Genomic DNA, 20,483 nt, shown 5'->3' with positions numbered 1-20,483 from the left:
CAACTATATTAGTTTATAAATTGGCGTAGCAAATGTCAAGTTAAAAATGTCAAGTTCAATGGGTTCACTATCAATTATATTCATTTAATGATGTTTTCATAATATAGGTACTTTTTTGTGATATATTATGATATATTACATAACTAGTATAATAGTTTTAGGACAAAAGATACATATGTGATGATGATGGTATTAAATAAGAGGCGGCGATAAACCATGTTAAAGCTAAGTAATAATGGAAATGTACAAGCTCCTTCCCTTGTGGATGCCACCAACTTAATTTTACAGTTTGCAAGTAGGCTGCACTCTATAGATGATGTGGAAGTGGTAATCAATGAAGTTTTCGATGGTGTTCAACAATTATACCCTACATCTCGCGTCAATTTATATATGTCACAAGATTACGAATTAACACACAAGGATGTAAAATTGTTGTCCATGCAAGATGAACGAAACCACTGGTGTAAGACAGCATTTATAGAGGGGAATACGGTGAGTTATACATGGGGTAATGGACAAACTAGTATTGCAGCTCCATTGAAAGGAAAACAAGCAGTGTATGGTGTTCTTGAAGTTTCATTGACCTCGCATGATGCTCAAAAAGATGCCGATACGATGACTATGCTGTCTAATTTTGCCGGAACTGCATTTGAAAATGCAAAGTTGTTTGAGCAGTCTAATGAACTAATAAAGGAACTTATCATCATTAACGACATACTAAAAAAACTAAATGAAAATAATGATGAAGAAGAAATTTACGACTTTGCATATAACGAATTACTTCGTGTTTTTAACGCTGATTACTGCTGCATTATAGATGTAAAAAATATTAACAATATGAATATTCGAGCCGCTAATTTTGATGATAATATGGAGGATTTATTTACTTTAGATCGTGGATATTTAAATATCGTTTACAATACGAAAGAAGCTATGATTATATCGGATTATAGTAGTGCAAGTTTGACCCATTCTACATTTATGGAAAAAATGCAAGCAGAATCATTTATGGCAGCGCCGATTATCGCTCAGTCCAAAGTGATAGGCGTCATGATGTTAGCTGATAAAAGGAAAAACTTCTTTACATACGGAAACTATAAATTTTTTCAAGTCATTACTAGTCATTTTGGTATGGCCATCATCAACGCATCACTGTTAGCGGAAATACAGAGAATGGTGATCACAGACAATTTAACCAATTTGTATGAGCGTCATTATTTTGATGAGCAAGTACAACAAATGCAACTAGAGCACTATAGTGGTGGATTGATTGTACTGGATATTGATTATTTTAAAAAAATTAATGACACGTATGGACATCAAACAGGGGACGATATATTAAAGCAAGTCAGTTCTATTATACAGTCCAGCATTCGAGAGACCGATATAGCAGCGAGGTGGGGAGGAGAAGAGATAGCTATCTATTTGCCAGATGTTAACTTGAAACAAGCTTATCAAGTAGCGGAAAGAATTAGGTCAAAAGTAATGGAAGAAACAACACCTTCCGTCACCGTTTCGTGTGGAGTGGCGCATTGGAATCATACAGATGACGTTAAGAATGCTCAAACGTTGTTTTATAATGCAGATATGGCATTGTACAAAGCAAAGCAAGCGGGTAGAAATCAAATTAGAGTGGGATAATACATAGGATGCAAGTACGCAATTACTTTCCATGAGACTTTAATTAAAGTATAATGGACATAGCTTTGGAGCTAATATATTTCAGTGCTTATATGATGAAGGGAGAAATGCAACAATGAAAGATCCAAGATTACAGCAACTTGCTAAAAATATCGTTAACTATTCTGTAAACATACAACCAGGTGAAAAAGTATTAATACATATGATTGGGCAAGAGAGAGAGTTTGTGAAATGCATTATTGATGAAGTATACAAAGCAAAAGGACAACCTTTTGTTGAAATCGAAGATAGAACGGTGGTTAGAGCATTAGTGCAACAGGCGGGCAAAGAACAAATAGAAGCCATGCAGCGTTATCACTTACCTCGTATGCAAGAAATGGACGCTTATATCGCTATTCGTGCTGCGGAAAACGCGAACGAGCTGTCTGATATTGCCGCAGAACAAATGAGTATGTACGAAAAATACTACATGAGACCTGTGATGAACGAACGTGTCAATAATACAAAGTGGGTTGTGATGCGCTATCCAAATGCTGCTATGGCGCAATCAGCTAATATGAGTGTGCAAGCATTTGAAGACTTTTATTTTGATGTTTGCAATTTGGATTACGCTAAAATGTCAAAAGCAATGGATGCGCTAGTAACATTGATGGAGCAAACAGACAAAGTTCATATTAAAGGACCAGGTACAGATTTACGCTTCTCTATCAAAGGGATTCCTGCAATTAAATGTGCTGGCAACTTCAACATACCAGATGGAGAAGTGTATACTGCTCCTATCTTAGATACCGTGGAAGGAACTATCTCCTATAACACGCCAAGCGTATATCAAGGCAAAACATTTGAAAATATATGCTTCCGCTTTGAAAAAGGTAAAATTGTTGAAGCGACAAGTAACGATACGAAAAGTATAAATGATGTCCTCGATATGGATGAAGGAGCACGTTTTATCGGAGAATTTAGTCTCGGGTTCAACCCACATATTTTATACCCAATGAAAGATACATTGTTCGATGAAAAAATTGCTGGTAGTCTTCACTTTACACCTGGACAAGCATACGAAATAGCAGACAACGGCAATCGTTCTGTTGTCCATTGGGATCTTGTATTAATTCAACGACCAGAATTCGGTGGTGGAGAAGTATATTTTGATGATCAATTAATTCGTAAAGATGGCATATTTGTGCATCCAGCACTAGAGCAACTAAACCCTGAGAATTTAAAATAACATCATAGGGTGTGATTTTTCTCCTTTTTATAAGATGAAAATTATGGTATAAAGATAATAAGTCTTAATGAGAGGGAGAGAGGAGCATGGTTGAAATGAACAAAGCCATCGTCGACATCGCACAAACTGCAAGTGAATTTTCTTCATCTATTGTTTTGCAATATGATAACAAGTATATTGATGTGAAGAGTATATTGGGGTTATATACTTCATTAGTTGAAGTAGATAAGTATGAACTACACATTCACGGTAAAGATGAAGATGCAGCTAAAGCGAAAATGAAAGAAGTGTTTTCTAAGTACGGTTTAACCGTTGTTCTTATATAAGCATAGCCACTGTAAACCTCATTGTTTATGGTAAAAGATACCCTTGAAATATCAAGTGGTATCTTTTTTTTATACTCTCTTGTCTAATGCGCTAGTTTAGTCTAAACTAGACAGTATAAGCTTGGTTAGTCTCTGCAAAAAGGAGGAGTTAAGTTCAATGTCGTCATCAGAAGTAACTAGTTTAAATGAAAAAGCACTATTACTGCTAAATGCTGAAGCAGATAAAATAATAAAATTGATTAAAGTTCAATTAGAAAACTTATCTACACGTAAGTGTCCTTTATATGAGGAGGTTCTAGATACACAAGTTTACGGTTTTTCTAGACAAGTAGACTTTGCTATTAAGGCCGAGATGATTGAAGAGCAAACGGGTAAGCAACTCATAAATGAATTAGAAAGAGAGCTTGCTGTCTTGTACGAAGCGCTAAACAGTAAAATGTAATGACACGCAGCTAAATTCTATACATGTCTTAAAGTGAAAATAACCATCAATATTTTGCTTTTACCGCATATATATTAGTGTTAGTAAGCGGCACGAGGGAGGAAATCATGAAAACATTTGTAATGATTCTTCAAATATTATTGGGTGTTATGTTTTTATTTTTTGGTTTCAATGGCATTTTTGAATTTATGGAAGTACCTGAATATGATGGAACGGCAAAATTGTTTATGGATGGACTTGTTGCAAGTGAATACATGTTTCCATTCATCGGTGTAATTGAAATCATTGCAGGTATAGGCCTTATTTTTAATGTTTTTGTTCCTCTAGTGCTCATTTTAATCTTCCCAATTGTAAGTAATATGGTGATGTTTCATATATTCCTTGAGTTAGAAGGCATCGGTTTCTCCTTAGTTTTATTCATTCTCGTCATCTTTTTTATGTTCGTCAATCTCAAGAATTACAAACCTCTGTTTAAAGCAAAAAAGTCAAATACTAACACTTCTTATTACACATAACGCATAGAAAATAACAGGATAAAAGTAATAAAACGTATCCCCATGTTAATGTCTTCATATTGACATGGGAATATTCATATAACAAGGTTGATTTTGCCTGAATTTGTCGGTAAAATTAGAATTATATATTATTATTTAATGCTTTCATTATTTACTTTCATAACAAAGGATGTCATTTTAATTTTTTGAGAATACATAAGGGGTGATTTGAAATGGAAGAAGTAATCAAGATGGGAAAAACGGGAAATGTAAAAATTTCAGAAGATGTTGTTTCTACTATTGCTGGTCTCGCTGCTGTAGAGACAGAAGGTGTTAATGGCATGTCGGGAGGTATCTCAGAAGGATGGGCAAAACGACTTTCAGGGAAAAACGCCCAAAAAGGAGTTCACGTTGAAGTTGGTGAAATTGAAACAGCCATTGATCTCAGAGTCATCGTTAATTATGGCGTAAAAATTCAAGAAGTTTGTACTGATCTTCAAGCTAATGTCAAAGATGCTGTTTCCAATATGACAGGACTCAAAGTAGTAGAAGTGAATGTGAAAGTGGAAGGTGTAGCATTCGAAGAAGATACACCAGAAGAGGAAGAGCCTAGAATTAAATAATGATAACGATGGATAAACATATATAGTTTTTAACAATAACATAAGAGCAGATCCAGACTATGCTTTGGATCTGCTCTTATTTTCTACTGTTTTATCCACAGGTTGTTTCCGAGAAATACTTAATAATATTCCTATTGCAATTAATGAAGCTAATAAAGAAGATCCACCTGCACTAATGAGTGGGAGAGGTACTCCTGTCATTGGAATCAAATTGATGACTCCACCAATATTAATGAACGCTTGTATTCCGAGCATCGCGACAAGACCACTACCTAATAACGTTCCAAACGTATCGTTACAGCGTAGAGAAATAATTAATCCTCTCCACAAAAAGGTAAGATATACGAAAAGAAAAATACAAACGCCAATAAATCCATACTCTTCTCCAATGAAAGCAAAAATAAAGTCGTTATGTATCTCTGGCACGTAATATTTTTGTATGCTCTGTCCAAATCCCGCCCCAGTAAGTCCGCCATGACCAAAAGCCATCATCGATTGAACGGTCTGGTAACCGAAACCTAACGTGTCCGACCAAGGATCAAGAAATGTCTCGATACGTTGAAAACGTAAGTTGGTCGAAAGACTTTCTCCTCCGTTCATCAGCAGCATGAGTACAATGGCAAATCCACAAAAAGCAGCAACAATCATCGAAAATTGAAAAAGATGCTTCATGTTCACTCTACCAATGATAATGACACTGAATGCGGATAGAACGAGAATGATAGCTGTTCCAAAATCCCCTTGCAGCAAAATAAGAAGCGTGATAAAACCGACTACAGTGACAACAGGAAGGAATCCTTTCTGGAAATCACGAAAGTTTTCTCCTTTTTTACTAATGAGCGCGGAGATGTAAATAATGACGATAATTTTAGCGAATTCAGATGGTTGTAAAGAGAAGTTTCCCATGATGTCAATCCAACTTCTAGCACCATTTCTTTCGTCAGCAAACAGCAATACGAATAATAATAAGCCAATGATGACGATAAATAATAGCAAGAACCATTTTTCAAATTGTCGATAGTGAATGTTCATCGTGATTAACATAATGAACGTTCCACCAGTAGCGATAATCATTTGTTTGCTAGTAAAATACATCGGATCATTTAATATCTTCACTGCTTGTAATGTGCTTGCACCGAATACGGAAACAATACCAAATCCAACAAGAATAAACGTTAAAAATAAAAGGAGAAAATCAGGAGTACCTCTTTTTTGTTGCTCCATTTATCGTTGTCCTATGTTAATACTGTTTTGAGTTTGTCTAATTTTTTGTTTACTAACGTATTGACTTTGTCTGGAATGGAAGTGTTGTAATCTAACCCGTGTGGGAACGTAGCCAGCCCAACATATACCGCTTCAATTTCCAGCACTGCAAATGGATTTTCTAGCTTTCCTTCTATTGCTCTTGTATTTATTCTTAGAAAATAATCAGAACCGTTATCGGAAATTTTAAAGTCGTAAGTAGCTCGGTTGTACTCCCATTGCCATCTCACAAAACCTTCTTGCTCCAGCACCTCATCCAGATGAGCGAGTTCACTTTTTGCCTTTAAAATGCTTGCATTTTCTAAAATCATAGATTTCTTTCCCCTTTGTATATAATTTCTAGTCTATTACTGTTATGTATTCAAAGACTTGCAGGACTAGATCCAATTGATTGTATTTTCTCTCTATTATATGATAGTATGTTTAACCAACTTGCGCAAGCAAAGGATAAGAATATTCATTGAACAATAAATCTGGTAAAATAGTGAGCATAAACAATATGGGAAAAGGAGGGCTTACTATGCATACATGGATGACAAGACTCAAGGAGCTATATCCCGAGATGGTGGAATGGCGTAGACATATGCATCAGTATCCAGAACTATCGTATCAAGAAAAAAACACCACGCATTATGTTGCGGAAAAATTAAAAGAATGGAATATCCCATATCGTTTTGGAACAGGGGGGAGCGGCATTATCGCTGATATTACATCAGACAATACCGGTCCTACCATAGCATTAAGAGCCGATATGGATGCATTGCCTATTACGGAGGAGAGCGATTTTGAATTTCGTTCCCAACATGAAGGAATTATGCATGCTTGTGGACATGATGCGCATACCGCTACGTTACTTGGCATAGCAAAACTATTAAACGAAAATAAAGCGAATTTACCTTATCATGTAAGACTTTTATTTCAGCATGCTGAAGAATTACCACCTGGTGGAGCCATCTCGCTCATTAAAGATGGTGCTTTAGATGGCGTTGACGTTATATATGGCGTGCATATTTGGACACCACTAGAAGTGGGAAAAGTGAGCAGTGCTCCTGGTGAATTAATGGCAGCAGCAGATGAATTTAAAATCAAAGTAATGGGTAAAGGTGGACATGGTGCCATGCCCCATCAAACGATAGATAGTACACTCATTGGCGCTCAACTCACGGTGCAATTACAATCGATTGTAAGTCGAAATATAAATCCATTAGATCCAGCTGTAGTCACGGTAGGTTCTTTGCAAGCGGGAACGGCATTTAACGTCATTGCAGATACTTGTGAAATGCAAGGTACTGTACGTACATTTTCAGAAGATACAAGGCAGTTTATTCGTCAACGTATCATGATGATGACGGAGCATACTTGTGCATCTTTTGATGCTAAACATGAACTGGATTACATTATGGGATACCCAGCTGTAGTGAACGATGAGAAAGAGGCTGCACGTTTTTTTGACGTTGCCAATAATATGTTTGATAAAGAACATGTTTCGTTATCAGAGCCGGTGATGGGTGCTGAAGATTTCGCCTATTATCTAAAAGAAGTACCTGGCTGTTTTATGTTTGTTGGTGCTGCGAATACAAAGAAAGGGTATGTTTACCCTCATCATCATCCTAAATTCAGAATTGACGAAGAATGTATGTTCAATGCAGCGATGTTATTCCTTGCAATGATGGATGATTATGTTGCTGAAAAATAAGCTATTGCTCAAAAATAAATAAATACAACATGATTGTTGTGCATGCTCCTCCTTCAAAATGGGAAAGTTAAACTTGTAATCTGTACTACATTTTTGAAGGAGGTTTTGTTGTGCATACGTTAAGAGATATTATGAGCACGGATTGTGTTACCGTTGCAGAAGATAGTAGCTTATACGAAGCAGCATGCAAAATGAAAGACAATGATATTGGCTTTGTTCCTGTTGTTGAAGGAGATCGAATGGTTGGCGTTGTAACGGATAGAGACCTGGTTGTACGCGGATACGCTGAAAAACATTCTGGTTCCACCAGCGTTAACGAGGTAATGAGCAACTCCATTACGACAGCATGTCCCGACACTTCCATCGATGAAGCATCTCAAATGATGGCACGTGAACAAATAAGAAGATTACCGATTGTAGAAGAGGAACGTTTACTAGGTGTTGTGTCTATTGGGGATCTTGCAACGCACAGAAGCTCTGAGGATGAAGCAGGAGAAGCATTAAGTGAAATATCTGAGAAACGGGTCTATTAAGACATTATAACGTATTTACTACAATACGTACGTGTATGAATATAGGTATAAACGAACTGGATACAATCAGCATCATCCAGTTCGTTATCTAGTTCGTAAAAATAATATGTGAGGTTACACCATGTATTTTAACGATGAAAAAGCCCTAATCATACAAGAGGACGGCTGCGTTCAACTAGAAGTAAACCATCCTGACTATGAGCAAATGCGGAAAGAACTGATTTGCTTTGCCGATTTGATGAAAACACCAGAGCAATTCCACACATTCCATATTACAAACACATCGCTTTGGAATGCAGCTGCTATGGGTAAAAAAGCGGAAGAAATCAAACAGTTTTTGACCACCCATTGTAAAATGAAAGTGCCGCTTTCTGTCATTCAACAAGTTCAAAAGATGATGCATCGTTATGGAACATTACAGATAAATAAAGAGAATGAATCACTCTACATCAACGCCGACACCTCATTGGAACAGGACTGGGTACAAGACAAAGAAATTCGCTCTCTTTTAGAAGAAGAAATAAAAGAAGGTAAGTGGAAGTTAAAGAAACAAAATAGAGGGATATTGAAAAAAGTAATGACAAGTAAAGGGTATCCCGTGATAGATAAAGCAGGATACGACGACAGTGAGCAACTACCTATTTCATTACGGGATGTCACGAATTCAGGTGAAATGTTTCACATACGTGATTATCAAAAAGAAGCCGTGGAAGCTTTTTTAAATTCAAAGAACATATTTTCTGGTAGTGGTGTAGTTCATCTTCCTTGTGGTGCTGGAAAAACGATGGTAGGTATATATGCGATGGCAAAGCTACAATGTGAAGTGTTAATCCTTACTTCCAACAAAACGTCGGTGAAACAATGGAAGCGAGAAATTGCAGACAAATGCAATATTTCCACGTCTGCTATCGGAGAATATACTGGAGATAATAAGCAAATAAAACCAATTACCATCTCAACTTACCAATTGTTAACATATAGGAGAGACAAACAACATGATTTTAAACATATGAAACTTTTTTCTAGTCGAAAGTGGGGGTTAATAATATACGATGAGGTCCATTTGCTTCCTGCTCCAGTGTTTCGTGCTACAGCAGATTTACAAGCCACGAGACGCCTAGGTTTGACGGCAACATTAATTAGGGAAGATGGACGAGAGACTGATGTTTTTTCTTTAGTAGGACATAAATGTTATGAATTGCATTGGAAAGAGCTTGAAGCAAAAGGGTGGATTGCCAAAGTACAGTGTCATGAAGTTCGTATTGATTTATCTGAAGCAGATCAAAAGCTATATTGGGAAAGCGCTGCGAAATACAAACATCGTATTGCAGGAGAAAATAGTAATAAATTACAGTATATTCAACGTATTTTGCATCATCATGCTCATCAGAAAATATTAATTATAGGACAGTATATTACCCAGTTAGAACATATTGCAGATGTGTTGAAAGCACCTGTTATTCATGGTAAAAGTAATAATGAAACAAGGGAAGCATACTACAATGCATTCAAACAAGGTAAACTTAACATATTAATTGTCTCTAAAGTAGCTAATTTTGCTGTTGATCTTCCAAATGCTACAGTGGCCATTCAAGTGTCTGGAAGCTTTGGCTCACGTCAAGAAGAAGCTCAACGACTTGGGAGAGTGTTGCGACCAAAAAAAGGAGACAATGAAGCTCATTTTTACAGTTTAGTGTCGAAAGACACAGTAGAGCAGGAAAACAGCATGCATCGGCAACTGTTTTTAGTAGAACAAGGGTATACTTATGACATCAAAGAAGTATCTGGTGATGAGAAGGATGGGATGTACCTTGTTCAGTGAAGAATGGATAAATACGATACCGCTTTCGTTGTTGCAACAAATAAGGGAACATGCTTCGTATCAACCACTATTGCAAGATGGAGATGCTATCGAGCAGTTGTTGCAAAACAAATCTAAGCTAAAGCAAGCTTTTCAGCACTTAGATCCTTATGTAAAACAAAGCCTTACATACATCCTTATCTATTTTCCAGCAAGTTTTTTTACAATAGATCAACTGCTTGCATGTGACATAGATGATGTAGCTGGGGCAGAATTAAAAGCAGCTGTCATTCAATTGAGTCAGCTTGGCATGCTATATGTTTTCCACCGTCATCGTCAACAAGAACGATGGTTCATTTTGCCACAAGATTTAGTATCTCATTGGTTTTCTGTATGTTTTTCATTGGAAGATCACTTTTCATCTATTGCGAAAGAGAATACGATGGATAATGACATGATAAGCTGTGATGGATTTATGGAAGATGTAATTACAATCTTGCAGTTCGTACAATATCAACCTATTACGTTAACTAAAAAAGGGGTATTGCCCAAGCGTATCACGCATATGCTGCAACAAGAAATTCGGTCCTTAGATGAACATTTTCAATTTGTTAAATTCAAAGAAGAAAAATATGCATCTTACCCTCCTTATGTTGCTGTGCTGTTAGATTATAGTCTCCGTTTAGGACTAACAAGCATATCAGATGATCAATTACATATACAACCTTCTGTTTGCAATGAATGGTTGCAAGGATCAGAGCAGGAGCATCAAATATGGATGGAAAAATTCATTCATGAAGTGTTTTATCCCAGTACTATTTATGTTCAGCACCTACTTTCTATTATTCCACTACTTTCTCCTCATTCATGTTACGCTGTTGCAGACATCATGAACCAAGTGAGAAAAGAACTAAAGTGGAAAGATGACCAACTAGAAGATGAGATACTGACACAATTTCATTTACGTTGTTTAAAACCGTTGCAAGCTCTGGACTGTGTTCTGTTACATTATGATGAACACGACGATCTTTATATATCGCTTTCGGAAAAAAAACGCATAGCCATGCTATATTTGCAAAGTGATTTCTCCTTATTGAAGCCTCCACATTTACAATTAGATGTACAGTTTGAATTGCAGTTAATGACAGAAAAGCAGGATCAGCAATATAAAATTACAAAAAATAGTGTAATGAAAGCTTGCTTAGCGGGTCGAGACGGCAACTATCTGTGTTCCTTTTTACAACAAGTATCCAAATATGGTTTACCTAAAAATGTAGAAAAATGTATGATGGATTGGAGTAGGGATGCTCACAATACCAATCATGGCTCCATACATACACATAACATGCATGAAATGACGAGTCAACGGCAGCAATATCAGCATGTACCTTTATTGTTTTCAAACTCATGTCAGTCAGCTGAAGCCATAGATGTATACAATTACATGTTGGATTCACAAGAAATAAACAGTATATTATATAGTAGGTATAAGGATTTTCAAGGATCTATTGAGAAAAAATATCTCACGTTTGACGATATATATGCTTATCCTCACGTCATTCCCTCGCACTGGATGCATGCATATCGAAAGTACCATATTGCAATAAATGTACAAATAATTGAAACTGCGCTTCATCTTCATACGTATATAATGGTGAGGCATAAAGATGAGAATGTATATTTTGTACCGAAAAGATTAACAAAATGCGATCAAGCTTGGAAAGTAGAGGGGAATATCAAGGGAAGAGGCCAATTGTCATTTCACAGTAGTGATTGGCAAGAAATAAAATTAATTTTACCAGGAATGAATGATAAAAATAAATAATTTGTTTTTTGTTTAATTATTCATTTAGATTGTAGAAAAAAGAAAAAAATTGTTGTAAGCTTAGAGTTAATACCTTTAATACCTTTCTATATATTTGATCACAAATAAAGATCATACCATAAATATTAAACTTGCAGGAGGGCAATGGATGGATTCATTAGATCAAAAGTTTGATGTTTCTCGTTTGATGATCAATGCATATGAACTTGCAGATATGGTTAACCATTCTGAAGTACTAGATCGTTATTTAGCGCTTAAATCATTGTTGCGCAATGATGAGACTATACAAGAAGCAATCAAAGAGTTAGATAAACAGAAAGAAAAATTTGCAGAGTACGAGCGCTTCGGACAATATCATCCTGATTATCATAAAGGAATACAAGAAGTGAAAGATGTAGAAGAGAAAGTGAATCAATATGATTTAGTAAAGCAATTTAAAGCCGTGGAAGAAGAACTAGATGATTTGTTGTATTCCATAGCAAAAAATATTGCCCATACCGTATCACCTACGATTAAAGTCCCATCTAATACGTTACAACTAGATGAAGGGTGTTCTACTGGTGGATCATGTAGCGGGAAATGTGGGTAAATAAAGGGGGAAGAGCATGTTTCCTAAACGTAATGGATTAATAATATGGTTTCAAGATATGAAAAACACTCGAGTACTTGAAAAATATGGAATGGTACATTATGTTTCTAAAAAAATGGATTATGCCGTTTTGTATGTATTTGAAGATAAAATGGAAGAAATTCAACATAAATTAATGAAGCTGCCGTTTGTTACTGGTGTAGAACCTTCTTATCGTAAGCATTTAAAAACAACTTACGATGGCAATATTGCAGATAAAACGAAGTTTTTTGTTTTTTAATTCTAGACTATAAGAAAAATAACCAAACATCTATTACAAAAGATCTACTACAAAAGACCAATGAGAAAGACGAATAACATATCAAAGGACTTCTATTAATAGAATGATAATAGTCAAAATTGGAAAGGAGATGATAGTATGAGGGACAAGATCATGAATCGCTGGAGTACGTACGAACCATTTTATGTGGAGTTAGGTGATAAAAAAATAGCAGATGTGTTTATTACGAATCATGCACATTTTCGCTGGAAGGATCGCATTGACGATAAAGAAACAAGCATCGAACATATTTGCAACTATATGTGGGAGCAATTAAAAAATGGGAATGTAAGTCCTTACTATCCGAATGAAAAAGAAGTATTTTTAGTAGAGAATGATTTAGTTATGGTTGTTGAGTTCTCCGTTTTAAAAGATGAGTTTGATATTTCTGGAAATCCATTGCACAAATTAATCGTTGTTACCTTTCTAGGGAAAATGTCAGAAACGATAGAGCTTCGTGATCTAAAATCATACTATTCATGGCTCCGCCACTCTAGAAGAATGACTTTGATAAAAAATTATCGGAAGAAAAGGTAAAGTGAACAAAGGAGTTGTTGGAAGTGGCTATGAATTTTCACCAGCTTCATATATTTTATACGGTGGCACAAAAAGGGAATTTCTCTGCCGCCGCCTATTCCTTACATATGACGCAGCCGGCAGTAACGATGCAAATTCAAACATTAGAAGAGCATATAGGTTCACAATTGTTTATAAGGACAACGAAAAAAGTATCACTCACAGAGGCAGGACAAGTTCTTCTTCCCTATGCAAAACGCAGTATTGATTTAATGAAAGAAACAGATAATGCGATGGCGCATTATACCAATCGATTGAAGGGAAGATTGGACCTTGGTGCAAGTTTAACCATCGGAGAATATATCTTACCTCCACTGCTTAAATCGTTCTACGAACAACATGGACATATATCCGTCGGTATGAAAGTGATGAATACGGCACAGATTGTGGAAGATATCTTAAACTATAAATTGAATTTCGGATTAGTGGAAGCGCCGATTGATAATCCACAATTGCATACAGAGGCAGTCTTGCGAGATGAGTTAATGTTAGTTATGCCTAAAAATCATCCATTAGCAAAAAAAGAACAAATTTGCATTCAAGATGTACTAGACTATCCATTTATTTTGCGTGAGCAAGGATCTGGAACAAGACGAATAATGGAAGATGAATTTCGTAAGCATCATATTAATTTGGAGCAAATACATATTGCAATGGAATTAGGAAGCACTGGAGCAGTTAAATCCGCAGTAGAGTCTGGGTTAGGCATTGCTATTTTATCTGACTCATCAGTAAAGCATGAAGTGGAACTTGGCATATTGCAAACACGACGAATTGAGGGTTGCTCCTTTACACGTCGTTTTTTTGCCATTTACATCGATGCTTCCATGCTACCGATTGAAGCATTAACCTTCCTAACATTTATACGAAAGGCTTAGCACAGGCTTAGCTTCGCTAAGCCACGTCGAAAGCATGAGGAAAAAAAGTGAAACTGTGTTTCACTGATTCCTACAGGCTAAGCATAGCTTAGCCACTTCGAAAGCATGAGGAAAAAAAGTGAAACTGTGTTTCACTGATTCCTACAGGCTTAGCTTGGCTAAGCCACATCGAAAGCATAAGGATAAAAAGCTAAGCTTGCTTAGCTGGATCCTACAGGCTTACCAAAGCAAAGCCACTTCGAAAGCATAAGAAAAAAAGCTAAGCTATGCTTAGCCTTTGGATGCCTAAAGGTTATGTAAGCGGTAATAGGTTGTACTCACTCAACCTATGTCACATACCGCTTATTTTGGTACCTAAAAGTTACACTATTTACAGCACAACATAGAAGGAGGAATACAATCATTTTGTTACAACAAGTGGACTTACATACACATACTACTGCATCGGACGGTAAAGAATCTCCTTCCTCTGTCGTGAAACTAGCTAAAGAAGCCGGGCTACATGCTGTGGCTATTACAGATCATGATACGGTTGGTGGAATAGCAGAGGCGATATCAGAGGGAAAAAAACAAGGAATAGAGGTCATCCCTGGTATTGAAATCAGCACCGCAGCAAGAGGACATGAATTTCACATTTTAGGCTATTTTATGGATTGGAAAAATGAGCAATTTCTTACGCGCATAAGCAATCTTCGCCAAACAAGACAAAAAAGAAATGAAAAAATAATACAGAATTTATCTAGCTTAGGCATGGATATATCACTAGATGAAATTCGAAAGTTAGTAAATAAAGAAGGAGAAACACAAGATTCTGTAGGGAGACCTCATATTGCAGATATGCTTGTGAAAAAAGGTATTGTTGCAAATTTGCGCGAAGCTTTCGATCTCTACTTATCTAAAGATGGGAAGGCATATGCGCAAATTGAGCGCATTCATCCTGCAACAGCGTTGGATTGGATAAAAGAAGCTGGAGGAGCAGCGGTTATTGCACACCCGGGCTTGTATGATGCGGATGAGATGGTGGAGCGTTTCATTCGCTATGGAGTGGATGGCTTAGAAGTATACCATTCTGATCATACCTCAGAGGACGAAGTCAAATACAAAAAAATGGCAAAGCAGCATCATTTGATTATGACCGCAGGATCAGATTTCCATGGGACAAGACAAGGTGAAGTATTTCATGGCCCGTTAGGTGGGAAAACCGTATCCTATGATGTTGTCACAGCGTTAAAACAGGCAGCAAAGCAATGTTAATTTATTATTGAGATATAACGGTGAAGGAGGAGTGTAAGAGATGAAAATTGCTGCACTTTATGACATTCATGGAAATCTACCAGCACTGAACGCTGTGCTGGAAGAGCTGAATAATGTACAGCCCGATCTTATCGTTATTGGTGGAGATATTGTTTCTGGGCCAATGCCTATTGAAACGTTAGAACGTTTACTACAGCTAGGTGACAAAGTTCGTTTTATTCGTGGAAATGGAGATCGTGAAGTGGTTCTGGCTTATGGCGGTGATCCGCTTCACCAAATGTATGAGAAGGGAAGAGAGAAGCAACTTTGGGTTGCTAAGCAGATGAAGCAATCTCACTGTGATTTTCTTTCCCAATTACCAGAAGTAATAACGATCCATTTAGAAGATTTAGGAGATATTTTGTTTTGCCATGCGACTCCACAGAGTGACGAGCACATCTTTACACCCCATACTTCGATGCAGAAACTTACAAGTATTTTTGATGGTGTGGATCAACGTTATGTTGTTTGTGGCCATACTCATATTCAATTTAAACAGCAAGTAGGAATTCATACCGTTCTTAATTCTGGTAGTGTAGGCATGCCTTTTGCTGATCAGCCCGGAGCTTACTGGCTTTTACTTAGCTCTGAAGGTTATGAGTTTAAACGCACGTTGTACAATAAAGAAAAAGCAGCACAGCAAATCACAGACAGTGCCAGTCCACATGCTGAGGAATTTATAGAGACAAACGTATTCAATGTTCTGACAAAAGCAAAAGGGATGGAGTTATTAGAAAATTTAGCAAGAAGACAATAGTGAAAGTTTAAAACAATAAAGGAGATAGAAGGGCGTGCTAAAATCAAAGGATAATGAAATCAGAGTCGTTATCGGTGCAGGGGAATTCAACAACAACCCAGGTTGGATACATACACAGGAAAACGAGTTGAACTTGATAGATCAGTCCACTTGGAGCAAGCGTTTCAACTATAATTCTGTCACTGCTATTCTAGCAGAGCATATATGGGAGCATCTTACATATGAAGAGGGAATAGAGGGAGCTAAAATTTGTTAAGTCATAAAATAGTATATGACTATATTTCTTTATCTGAGATGTTTAAACAGGCTGGATTTAAAGTCTGTTTATTGGAGTATTTTGATGAGCAAGGTACATTTCACTTTCATGATTGGGATGAAAGAGATGGGGTTATTTTTCGATCTAAAAAAATAGACCCAAGAAACCAAAATGGGGAAATGGTATTTCCGTCGCTGCTTATTGATGCGGTGAAGGATGAAAAATTGGTTTGACAGAAAATCATTTCCTACAAAATAATGAATTATGATACAAAATAGTCTTCCATTTTACAATACTAGCAACGTGTATTGGACTGTTTAAAATACTTATTCAATGTGAATAATGAAAGACAAACGGTTCAGAATGGAGGCTTTTGTATTGATGGAAGAAAAAAATAAAGATATACATGAAGAAGAAACATTAACGACACGGCAAGGACATCCTGTTTCAGACAATCAAAACGTACGTACAGTGAGTAATAGAGGTCCTATGACGTTAGAAAATTATCATTTTCTTGAGAAAATTACTCATTTTGATCGTGAGCGTGTTCCTGAACGTGTTGTACATGCTAGAGGGGCTGGAGCACATGGATATTTTGAAACATATGGAACAGTAGGAGATGAGCCTGTATCGAAATACACTCGTGCAAAATTGTTTCAACAGAAAGGAAAACAAACACCTGTTTTTGTCAGATTTTCGAGTGTTATTCATGGTGGACATTCCCCAGAAACGCTGCGTGATCCAAGAGGGTTTGCTGTGAAATTTTATACGGAAGATGGCAACTGGGATCTAGTGGGAAACAATCTTAAAGTTTTCTTTATTCGTGATCCGCTAAAATTTCCTGATCTTGTACACGCTTTTAAACCTGATCCAGTGACGAATATTCAAGATGGCGAACGTATATTTGACTTTATTAGTAACACACCTGAAGCGATGCATATGGTCACTTTCTTATTTTCTCCGTGGGGAATACCAGCAAATTATAGAGAAATGCAAGGCTCAGGTGTCAATACATACAAATGGGTAAACCAAGATGGTGAAGCGGTTCTTGTAAAATATCACTGGGAACCGCAGCAAGGAATTAAAAATTTAACACAAGTAGAAGCAGAAGATGTACAAGGTAAAAATTTCAATCATGCAACGCAAGATTTGTATGAAGCTATTGAGCGGGAAGAATATCCGGAATGGGAACTTTGCGTACAAATCATGAGTGATGATGAACATCCTGAATTAGATTTTGATCCACTAGATCCAACTAAACTGTGGCCGGAAGATCAATTTCCTTTTCTACCTGTTGGAAAGATGGTATTGGATCGCAATCCAGTCAATTACTTTGCCGAAGTGGAACAAGCTGCATTTGGAACCGGCGTACTAGTAGACGGGTTGGATTTTTCTGACGATAAACTGCTACAGGGTAGAACCTTTTCTTATTCTGATACACAGCGTTATCGAGTAGGAACAAATTATTTGCAGTTGCCAATAAATGCGCCACGGAAACATGTGGCGACAAATCAACGAGATGGTCAAATGGAATATCATGTTGATTTATCTCCTGGTCAGAACCCTCATGTTAATTATGAACCTTCGTCATTAGGAGGACTAAAAGAAGCAAAGCAAGAAGGAGATGATCATACACCTCACGTTGAAGGGAACTTGGTGAGGGAAAGTATTGATCGTACTAATGACTACAAACAAGCAGGGGAAAGATATAGACTGTTTGAAGACTGGGAACGAAATGAGTTAATACAAAATTTAGTTACGACATTAGCACCATGTGAGGAACATATTCAACATAAGATGGTTGAACACTTTACCGCTTGTGATCGTGACTATGGTCATCGTGTTGCTGAGGGACTGAAAGACACAAATAAAAATCATTCATCAAGTAGAGGGCCAATAGGGAATACAGGAGCAAGTGAGGCAGTGCAAGAAGCGGAGAAAAAAGGACACGAAGCAGATCCTTATTAAGGTTTATTTAGATGCAAATAGTAAAACATAATCAGATGGATACTATCCATCTGATTATGTTGGTGTGTAATGAATGCATGCTGTTTATACTGTAGACGTATTTATATGTTGATTCACATGAATGAATTGTAATTATATTATACTAGATGACTTTGTGCGGATGGTTGTGCTACATATGCTTGTTAAAGAATTTTGTAATTTCCCGATACAATTTAATTTCGTTTTCTTTTTTAGCAAAACCATGACCTTCATCTTCAAATAGAATATATTCTACTTCTCGACCTTTATTTCTCAGCTGCTGTACAATTTGATCGGACTCGGCTTGCACGACACGAGGGTCATTGGCCCCTTGGACAATCATCATTGGCTTGGTCATACCGTCTACATACGTATGTGGAGAGTGTTCCGTTAACATGTCTTTATCTTTTTCCGGATTTCCAACAGCCTTATCCATTATTGGTTTCCAATGATCTGGTACCGAATTTACAAACGAAAATAAGTTGCTAGGACCGCAAATATCTACAACGGCTTTAAAATAATCACCATGCATACCGTGAAGTAAGAGTGCCATGTAACCACCGTAGCTTCCGCCCATCAGAAATACTTTATCGCGCTCTGCTAATCCTTGTTCAAATAAGTATTCTAAGCCTGCAATATTGTCTAACCTCGGTTCTCCTCCCCAATTTCTGTCCACCATCTTCATGAAAGATAAACCGTAATCCGATGAACCTCGAAAATTCGGTGCAAAGAAACTAAACCCACAGTAAGGTAAGAACTGAAACAAAGCAAAAAAATCTTTTCTATGAGAGGACTGTGGTCCACCGTGCGGCCACAAAATAACATGACCATTATCTACTTCTGGTTTCGGTCTGTACAGTAATGCTTCGATTTCTAATCCATCTACAGAAGGGTAGGTAATAATATCTGGTTCTATCATTTCTTCTATAGAAACACCAGGCACAGTATTATTACTTAATGATGACCAATCGTCTCGACCCACTTCTTTCATATAGATGTTTTCTGGTTTCGTTGCCGTGCTGCCTAGTACGTATACATTTCCAGAATCGGCAACTTTGAGACTGGTTACACAATCTATAGGCATGGAAACAAGGGTATGTATGTTAGTCGTGAGATCGTATTGATATAAGCAATCTACTACCCCTTTGCCAGCAACGACGTAAAGGAAGTTACGTTTTTTATCGAAAGAGATATTTTTAATATCTTCTTTTTCCAATGACCATATTTTCGTAGATTGCATGGTAGTGAGATCCAATTTGGCTAAATAACCGAAGTCAGCACCTTCTGTCGTTGTATAGTATAATTCGTTGTTGTTGGTGAACACATTACTGCATATTTCACCAGAAGTATGAGTAAAAGAGATTTCTTCCCCGTCTTTTAGTAATACCATCTCAGTTTCTGTATTCGATGATGATTTTAATAGAACGAAACAGCGCTCATCAGGGCTTACATTTTTTAAATCAATGGGAAGATCTTTTCCTTCATGAATAAGTGTAATTTCCCCACTGCGAAAGTCTTGACAGTATAGATTTAAATACGATGGATTGTTTTTAGTGGAAGTGTAATATAGTCTTTGTCCGTCATCGGATAGGATAAGGTCAGCATGTTTTTCCCCTTCTTCTACACTTACAGGAACGACTTCTCCTCCTTGCGGTGAAATGGCATATAGTTGTGTGTTCTCGTCTCCATCTTGGTCTATTCCTACAATGATAAATTTCCCTTCTTTGTCGTGTCTAATATAGTGACAGCTTTGATCTTGAAACGTGATCTGGTAAGGATACGTATCGGGTAAATCCATTGCCCATAAATTAAACTTACCTGTGATGTTGGTGCTGAATACACATTGTGTCTCATCATGATTGATAGAAAAATTCGCAATAGTCTTTGTGTTCAGAAATTTTTCTACGTCTGTTTTTTCAAATGTAATCATGGTAACACTCCTTTATTCCAATAATAT

20 protein-coding genes and 1 pseudogene are annotated in these 20,483 nt (G+C 36.9%); 18 read left to right on the top strand and 3 right to left on the bottom strand.

Annotated elements, in window-relative coordinates:
- The first annotated feature begins 216 nt into the window (after positions 1–216).
- The 6 genes from D1Z92_RS07290 (at position 217) to D1Z92_RS07265 (ending at position 4,754) form a co-directional block, all read left to right on the top strand.
- Complete coding sequence (locus tag D1Z92_RS07290; RefSeq protein WP_128895007.1) at positions 217–1,641, top strand: sensor domain-containing diguanylate cyclase; 1,425 nt, start codon at positions 217–219, stop codon at positions 1,639–1,641.
- A 115-nt stretch (positions 1,642–1,756) separates the two neighbouring features.
- On the top strand, positions 1,757–2,869 hold the full coding sequence (locus tag D1Z92_RS07285; RefSeq protein ID WP_128895006.1) for an aminopeptidase: 1,113 nt from the start codon (positions 1,757–1,759) through the stop codon (positions 2,867–2,869).
- Between the two features lie 86 nt (positions 2,870–2,955).
- Positions 2,956–3,195 (top strand): HPr family phosphocarrier protein, encoded by a 240-nt coding sequence (locus D1Z92_RS07280; RefSeq protein ID WP_128895005.1) that lies wholly within the window; start codon positions 2,956–2,958, stop codon positions 3,193–3,195.
- Between the two features lie 157 nt (positions 3,196–3,352).
- The gene (locus tag D1Z92_RS07275; protein ID WP_128895004.1) at positions 3,353–3,637 is read left to right on the top strand and encodes a DUF1507 family protein; all 285 of its coding nucleotides are present in this window, start codon (positions 3,353–3,355) and stop codon (positions 3,635–3,637) included.
- 107 nt (positions 3,638–3,744) lie between these two features.
- Positions 3,745–4,152: a DoxX family membrane protein gene (locus D1Z92_RS07270; RefSeq protein WP_128895003.1), complete on the top strand. Its 408-nt coding sequence runs from the start codon at positions 3,745–3,747 to the stop codon at positions 4,150–4,152.
- Positions 4,153–4,364: 212 nt separating this feature from the next.
- Entirely contained in the window at positions 4,365–4,754 is a 390-nt protein-coding gene (locus tag D1Z92_RS07265) for an Asp23/Gls24 family envelope stress response protein (protein ID WP_128895002.1), read from the top strand.
- A gap of 57 nt (positions 4,755–4,811) precedes the next feature.
- Here the strand turns inward: D1Z92_RS07265 and ftsW are convergent, their stop codons facing one another.
- The gene (ftsW, locus tag D1Z92_RS07260; protein ID WP_128895001.1) at positions 4,812–5,978 is read right to left on the bottom strand and encodes a putative lipid II flippase FtsW; all 1,167 of its coding nucleotides are present in this window, start codon (positions 5,976–5,978) and stop codon (positions 4,812–4,814) included.
- An 11-nt stretch (positions 5,979–5,989) separates the two neighbouring features.
- Positions 5,990–6,328 carry a YugN family protein gene (locus D1Z92_RS07255; protein ID WP_128895000.1) on the bottom strand — a complete coding sequence of 113 codons (339 nt, stop codon included), beginning with the start codon at positions 6,326–6,328 and terminating at the stop codon, positions 5,990–5,992.
- A gap of 209 nt (positions 6,329–6,537) precedes the next feature.
- Between D1Z92_RS07255 and D1Z92_RS07250 the strand changes: the two genes are divergently transcribed.
- The 12 genes and pseudogenes from D1Z92_RS07250 (at position 6,538) to D1Z92_RS07195 (ending at position 18,508) form a co-directional block, all read left to right on the top strand.
- Complete coding sequence (locus D1Z92_RS07250; RefSeq protein WP_240666605.1) at positions 6,538–7,713, top strand: M20 family metallopeptidase; 1,176 nt, start codon at positions 6,538–6,540, stop codon at positions 7,711–7,713.
- 110 nt (positions 7,714–7,823) lie between these two features.
- Positions 7,824–8,246, top strand: a complete 423-nt coding sequence (locus D1Z92_RS07245) for a CBS domain-containing protein (RefSeq protein WP_128894999.1) — start codon at positions 7,824–7,826, stop codon at positions 8,244–8,246.
- 121 nt (positions 8,247–8,367) lie between these two features.
- Positions 8,368–10,068, top strand: a complete 1,701-nt coding sequence (locus tag D1Z92_RS07240) for a DNA repair helicase XPB (protein WP_128894998.1) — start codon at positions 8,368–8,370, stop codon at positions 10,066–10,068.
- A complete protein-coding gene (locus D1Z92_RS07235) occupies positions 10,046–11,872 on the top strand; it encodes a hypothetical protein (protein WP_128894997.1) in 1,827 nt (608 codons plus the stop codon). Before D1Z92_RS07240 ends, D1Z92_RS07235 begins: the two co-directional genes overlap by 23 nt.
- A gap of 148 nt (positions 11,873–12,020) precedes the next feature.
- Entirely contained in the window at positions 12,021–12,461 is a 441-nt protein-coding gene (locus tag D1Z92_RS07230) for a YlbF/YmcA family competence regulator (protein ID WP_128894996.1), read from the top strand.
- Positions 12,462–12,477: 16 nt separating this feature from the next.
- A complete protein-coding gene (locus D1Z92_RS07225) occupies positions 12,478–12,741 on the top strand; it encodes a YlbG family protein (RefSeq protein WP_128894995.1) in 264 nt (87 codons plus the stop codon).
- A 138-nt stretch (positions 12,742–12,879) separates the two neighbouring features.
- Positions 12,880–13,317 carry a hypothetical protein gene (locus tag D1Z92_RS07220; RefSeq protein WP_128894994.1) on the top strand — a complete coding sequence of 146 codons (438 nt, stop codon included), beginning with the start codon at positions 12,880–12,882 and terminating at the stop codon, positions 13,315–13,317.
- A gap of 23 nt (positions 13,318–13,340) precedes the next feature.
- Positions 13,341–14,234, top strand: coding sequence for a selenium metabolism-associated LysR family transcriptional regulator (locus tag D1Z92_RS07215; protein WP_128894993.1), 894 nt, complete (start codon positions 13,341–13,343; stop codon positions 14,232–14,234).
- A 405-nt stretch (positions 14,235–14,639) separates the two neighbouring features.
- On the top strand, positions 14,640–15,488 hold the full coding sequence (locus tag D1Z92_RS07210) for a PHP domain-containing protein (protein ID WP_306438811.1): 849 nt from the start codon (positions 14,640–14,642) through the stop codon (positions 15,486–15,488).
- 40 nt (positions 15,489–15,528) lie between these two features.
- Positions 15,529–16,284 carry a metallophosphoesterase family protein gene (locus tag D1Z92_RS07205; RefSeq protein ID WP_128894991.1) on the top strand — a complete coding sequence of 252 codons (756 nt, stop codon included), beginning with the start codon at positions 15,529–15,531 and terminating at the stop codon, positions 16,282–16,284.
- 34 nt (positions 16,285–16,318) lie between these two features.
- Positions 16,319–16,773 (top strand): annotated as a pseudogene (locus D1Z92_RS07200) (class I SAM-dependent methyltransferase).
- Positions 16,774–16,921: 148 nt separating this feature from the next.
- Complete coding sequence (locus D1Z92_RS07195) at positions 16,922–18,508, top strand: catalase (RefSeq protein ID WP_128895129.1); 1,587 nt, start codon at positions 16,922–16,924, stop codon at positions 18,506–18,508.
- Between the two features lie 169 nt (positions 18,509–18,677).
- On the opposite strand, the gene D1Z92_RS07190 is transcribed toward D1Z92_RS07195, so the two are convergent.
- Entirely contained in the window at positions 18,678–20,456 is a 1,779-nt protein-coding gene (locus tag D1Z92_RS07190) for a S9 family peptidase (protein ID WP_128894990.1), read from the bottom strand.
- Between the last annotated feature and the right edge of the window lie 27 nt (positions 20,457–20,483).

Source organism: Longirhabdus pacifica (genome assembly GCF_004115085.1).
In the GTDB taxonomy this organism is placed as follows: Bacteria; Bacillota; Bacilli; order Paenibacillales; family DSM-105158; genus Longirhabdus; species Longirhabdus pacifica.
The sequence above is the reverse complement of the archived record's forward strand: the minus strand, read 5'-3'. Positions and strand labels throughout refer to the sequence as shown.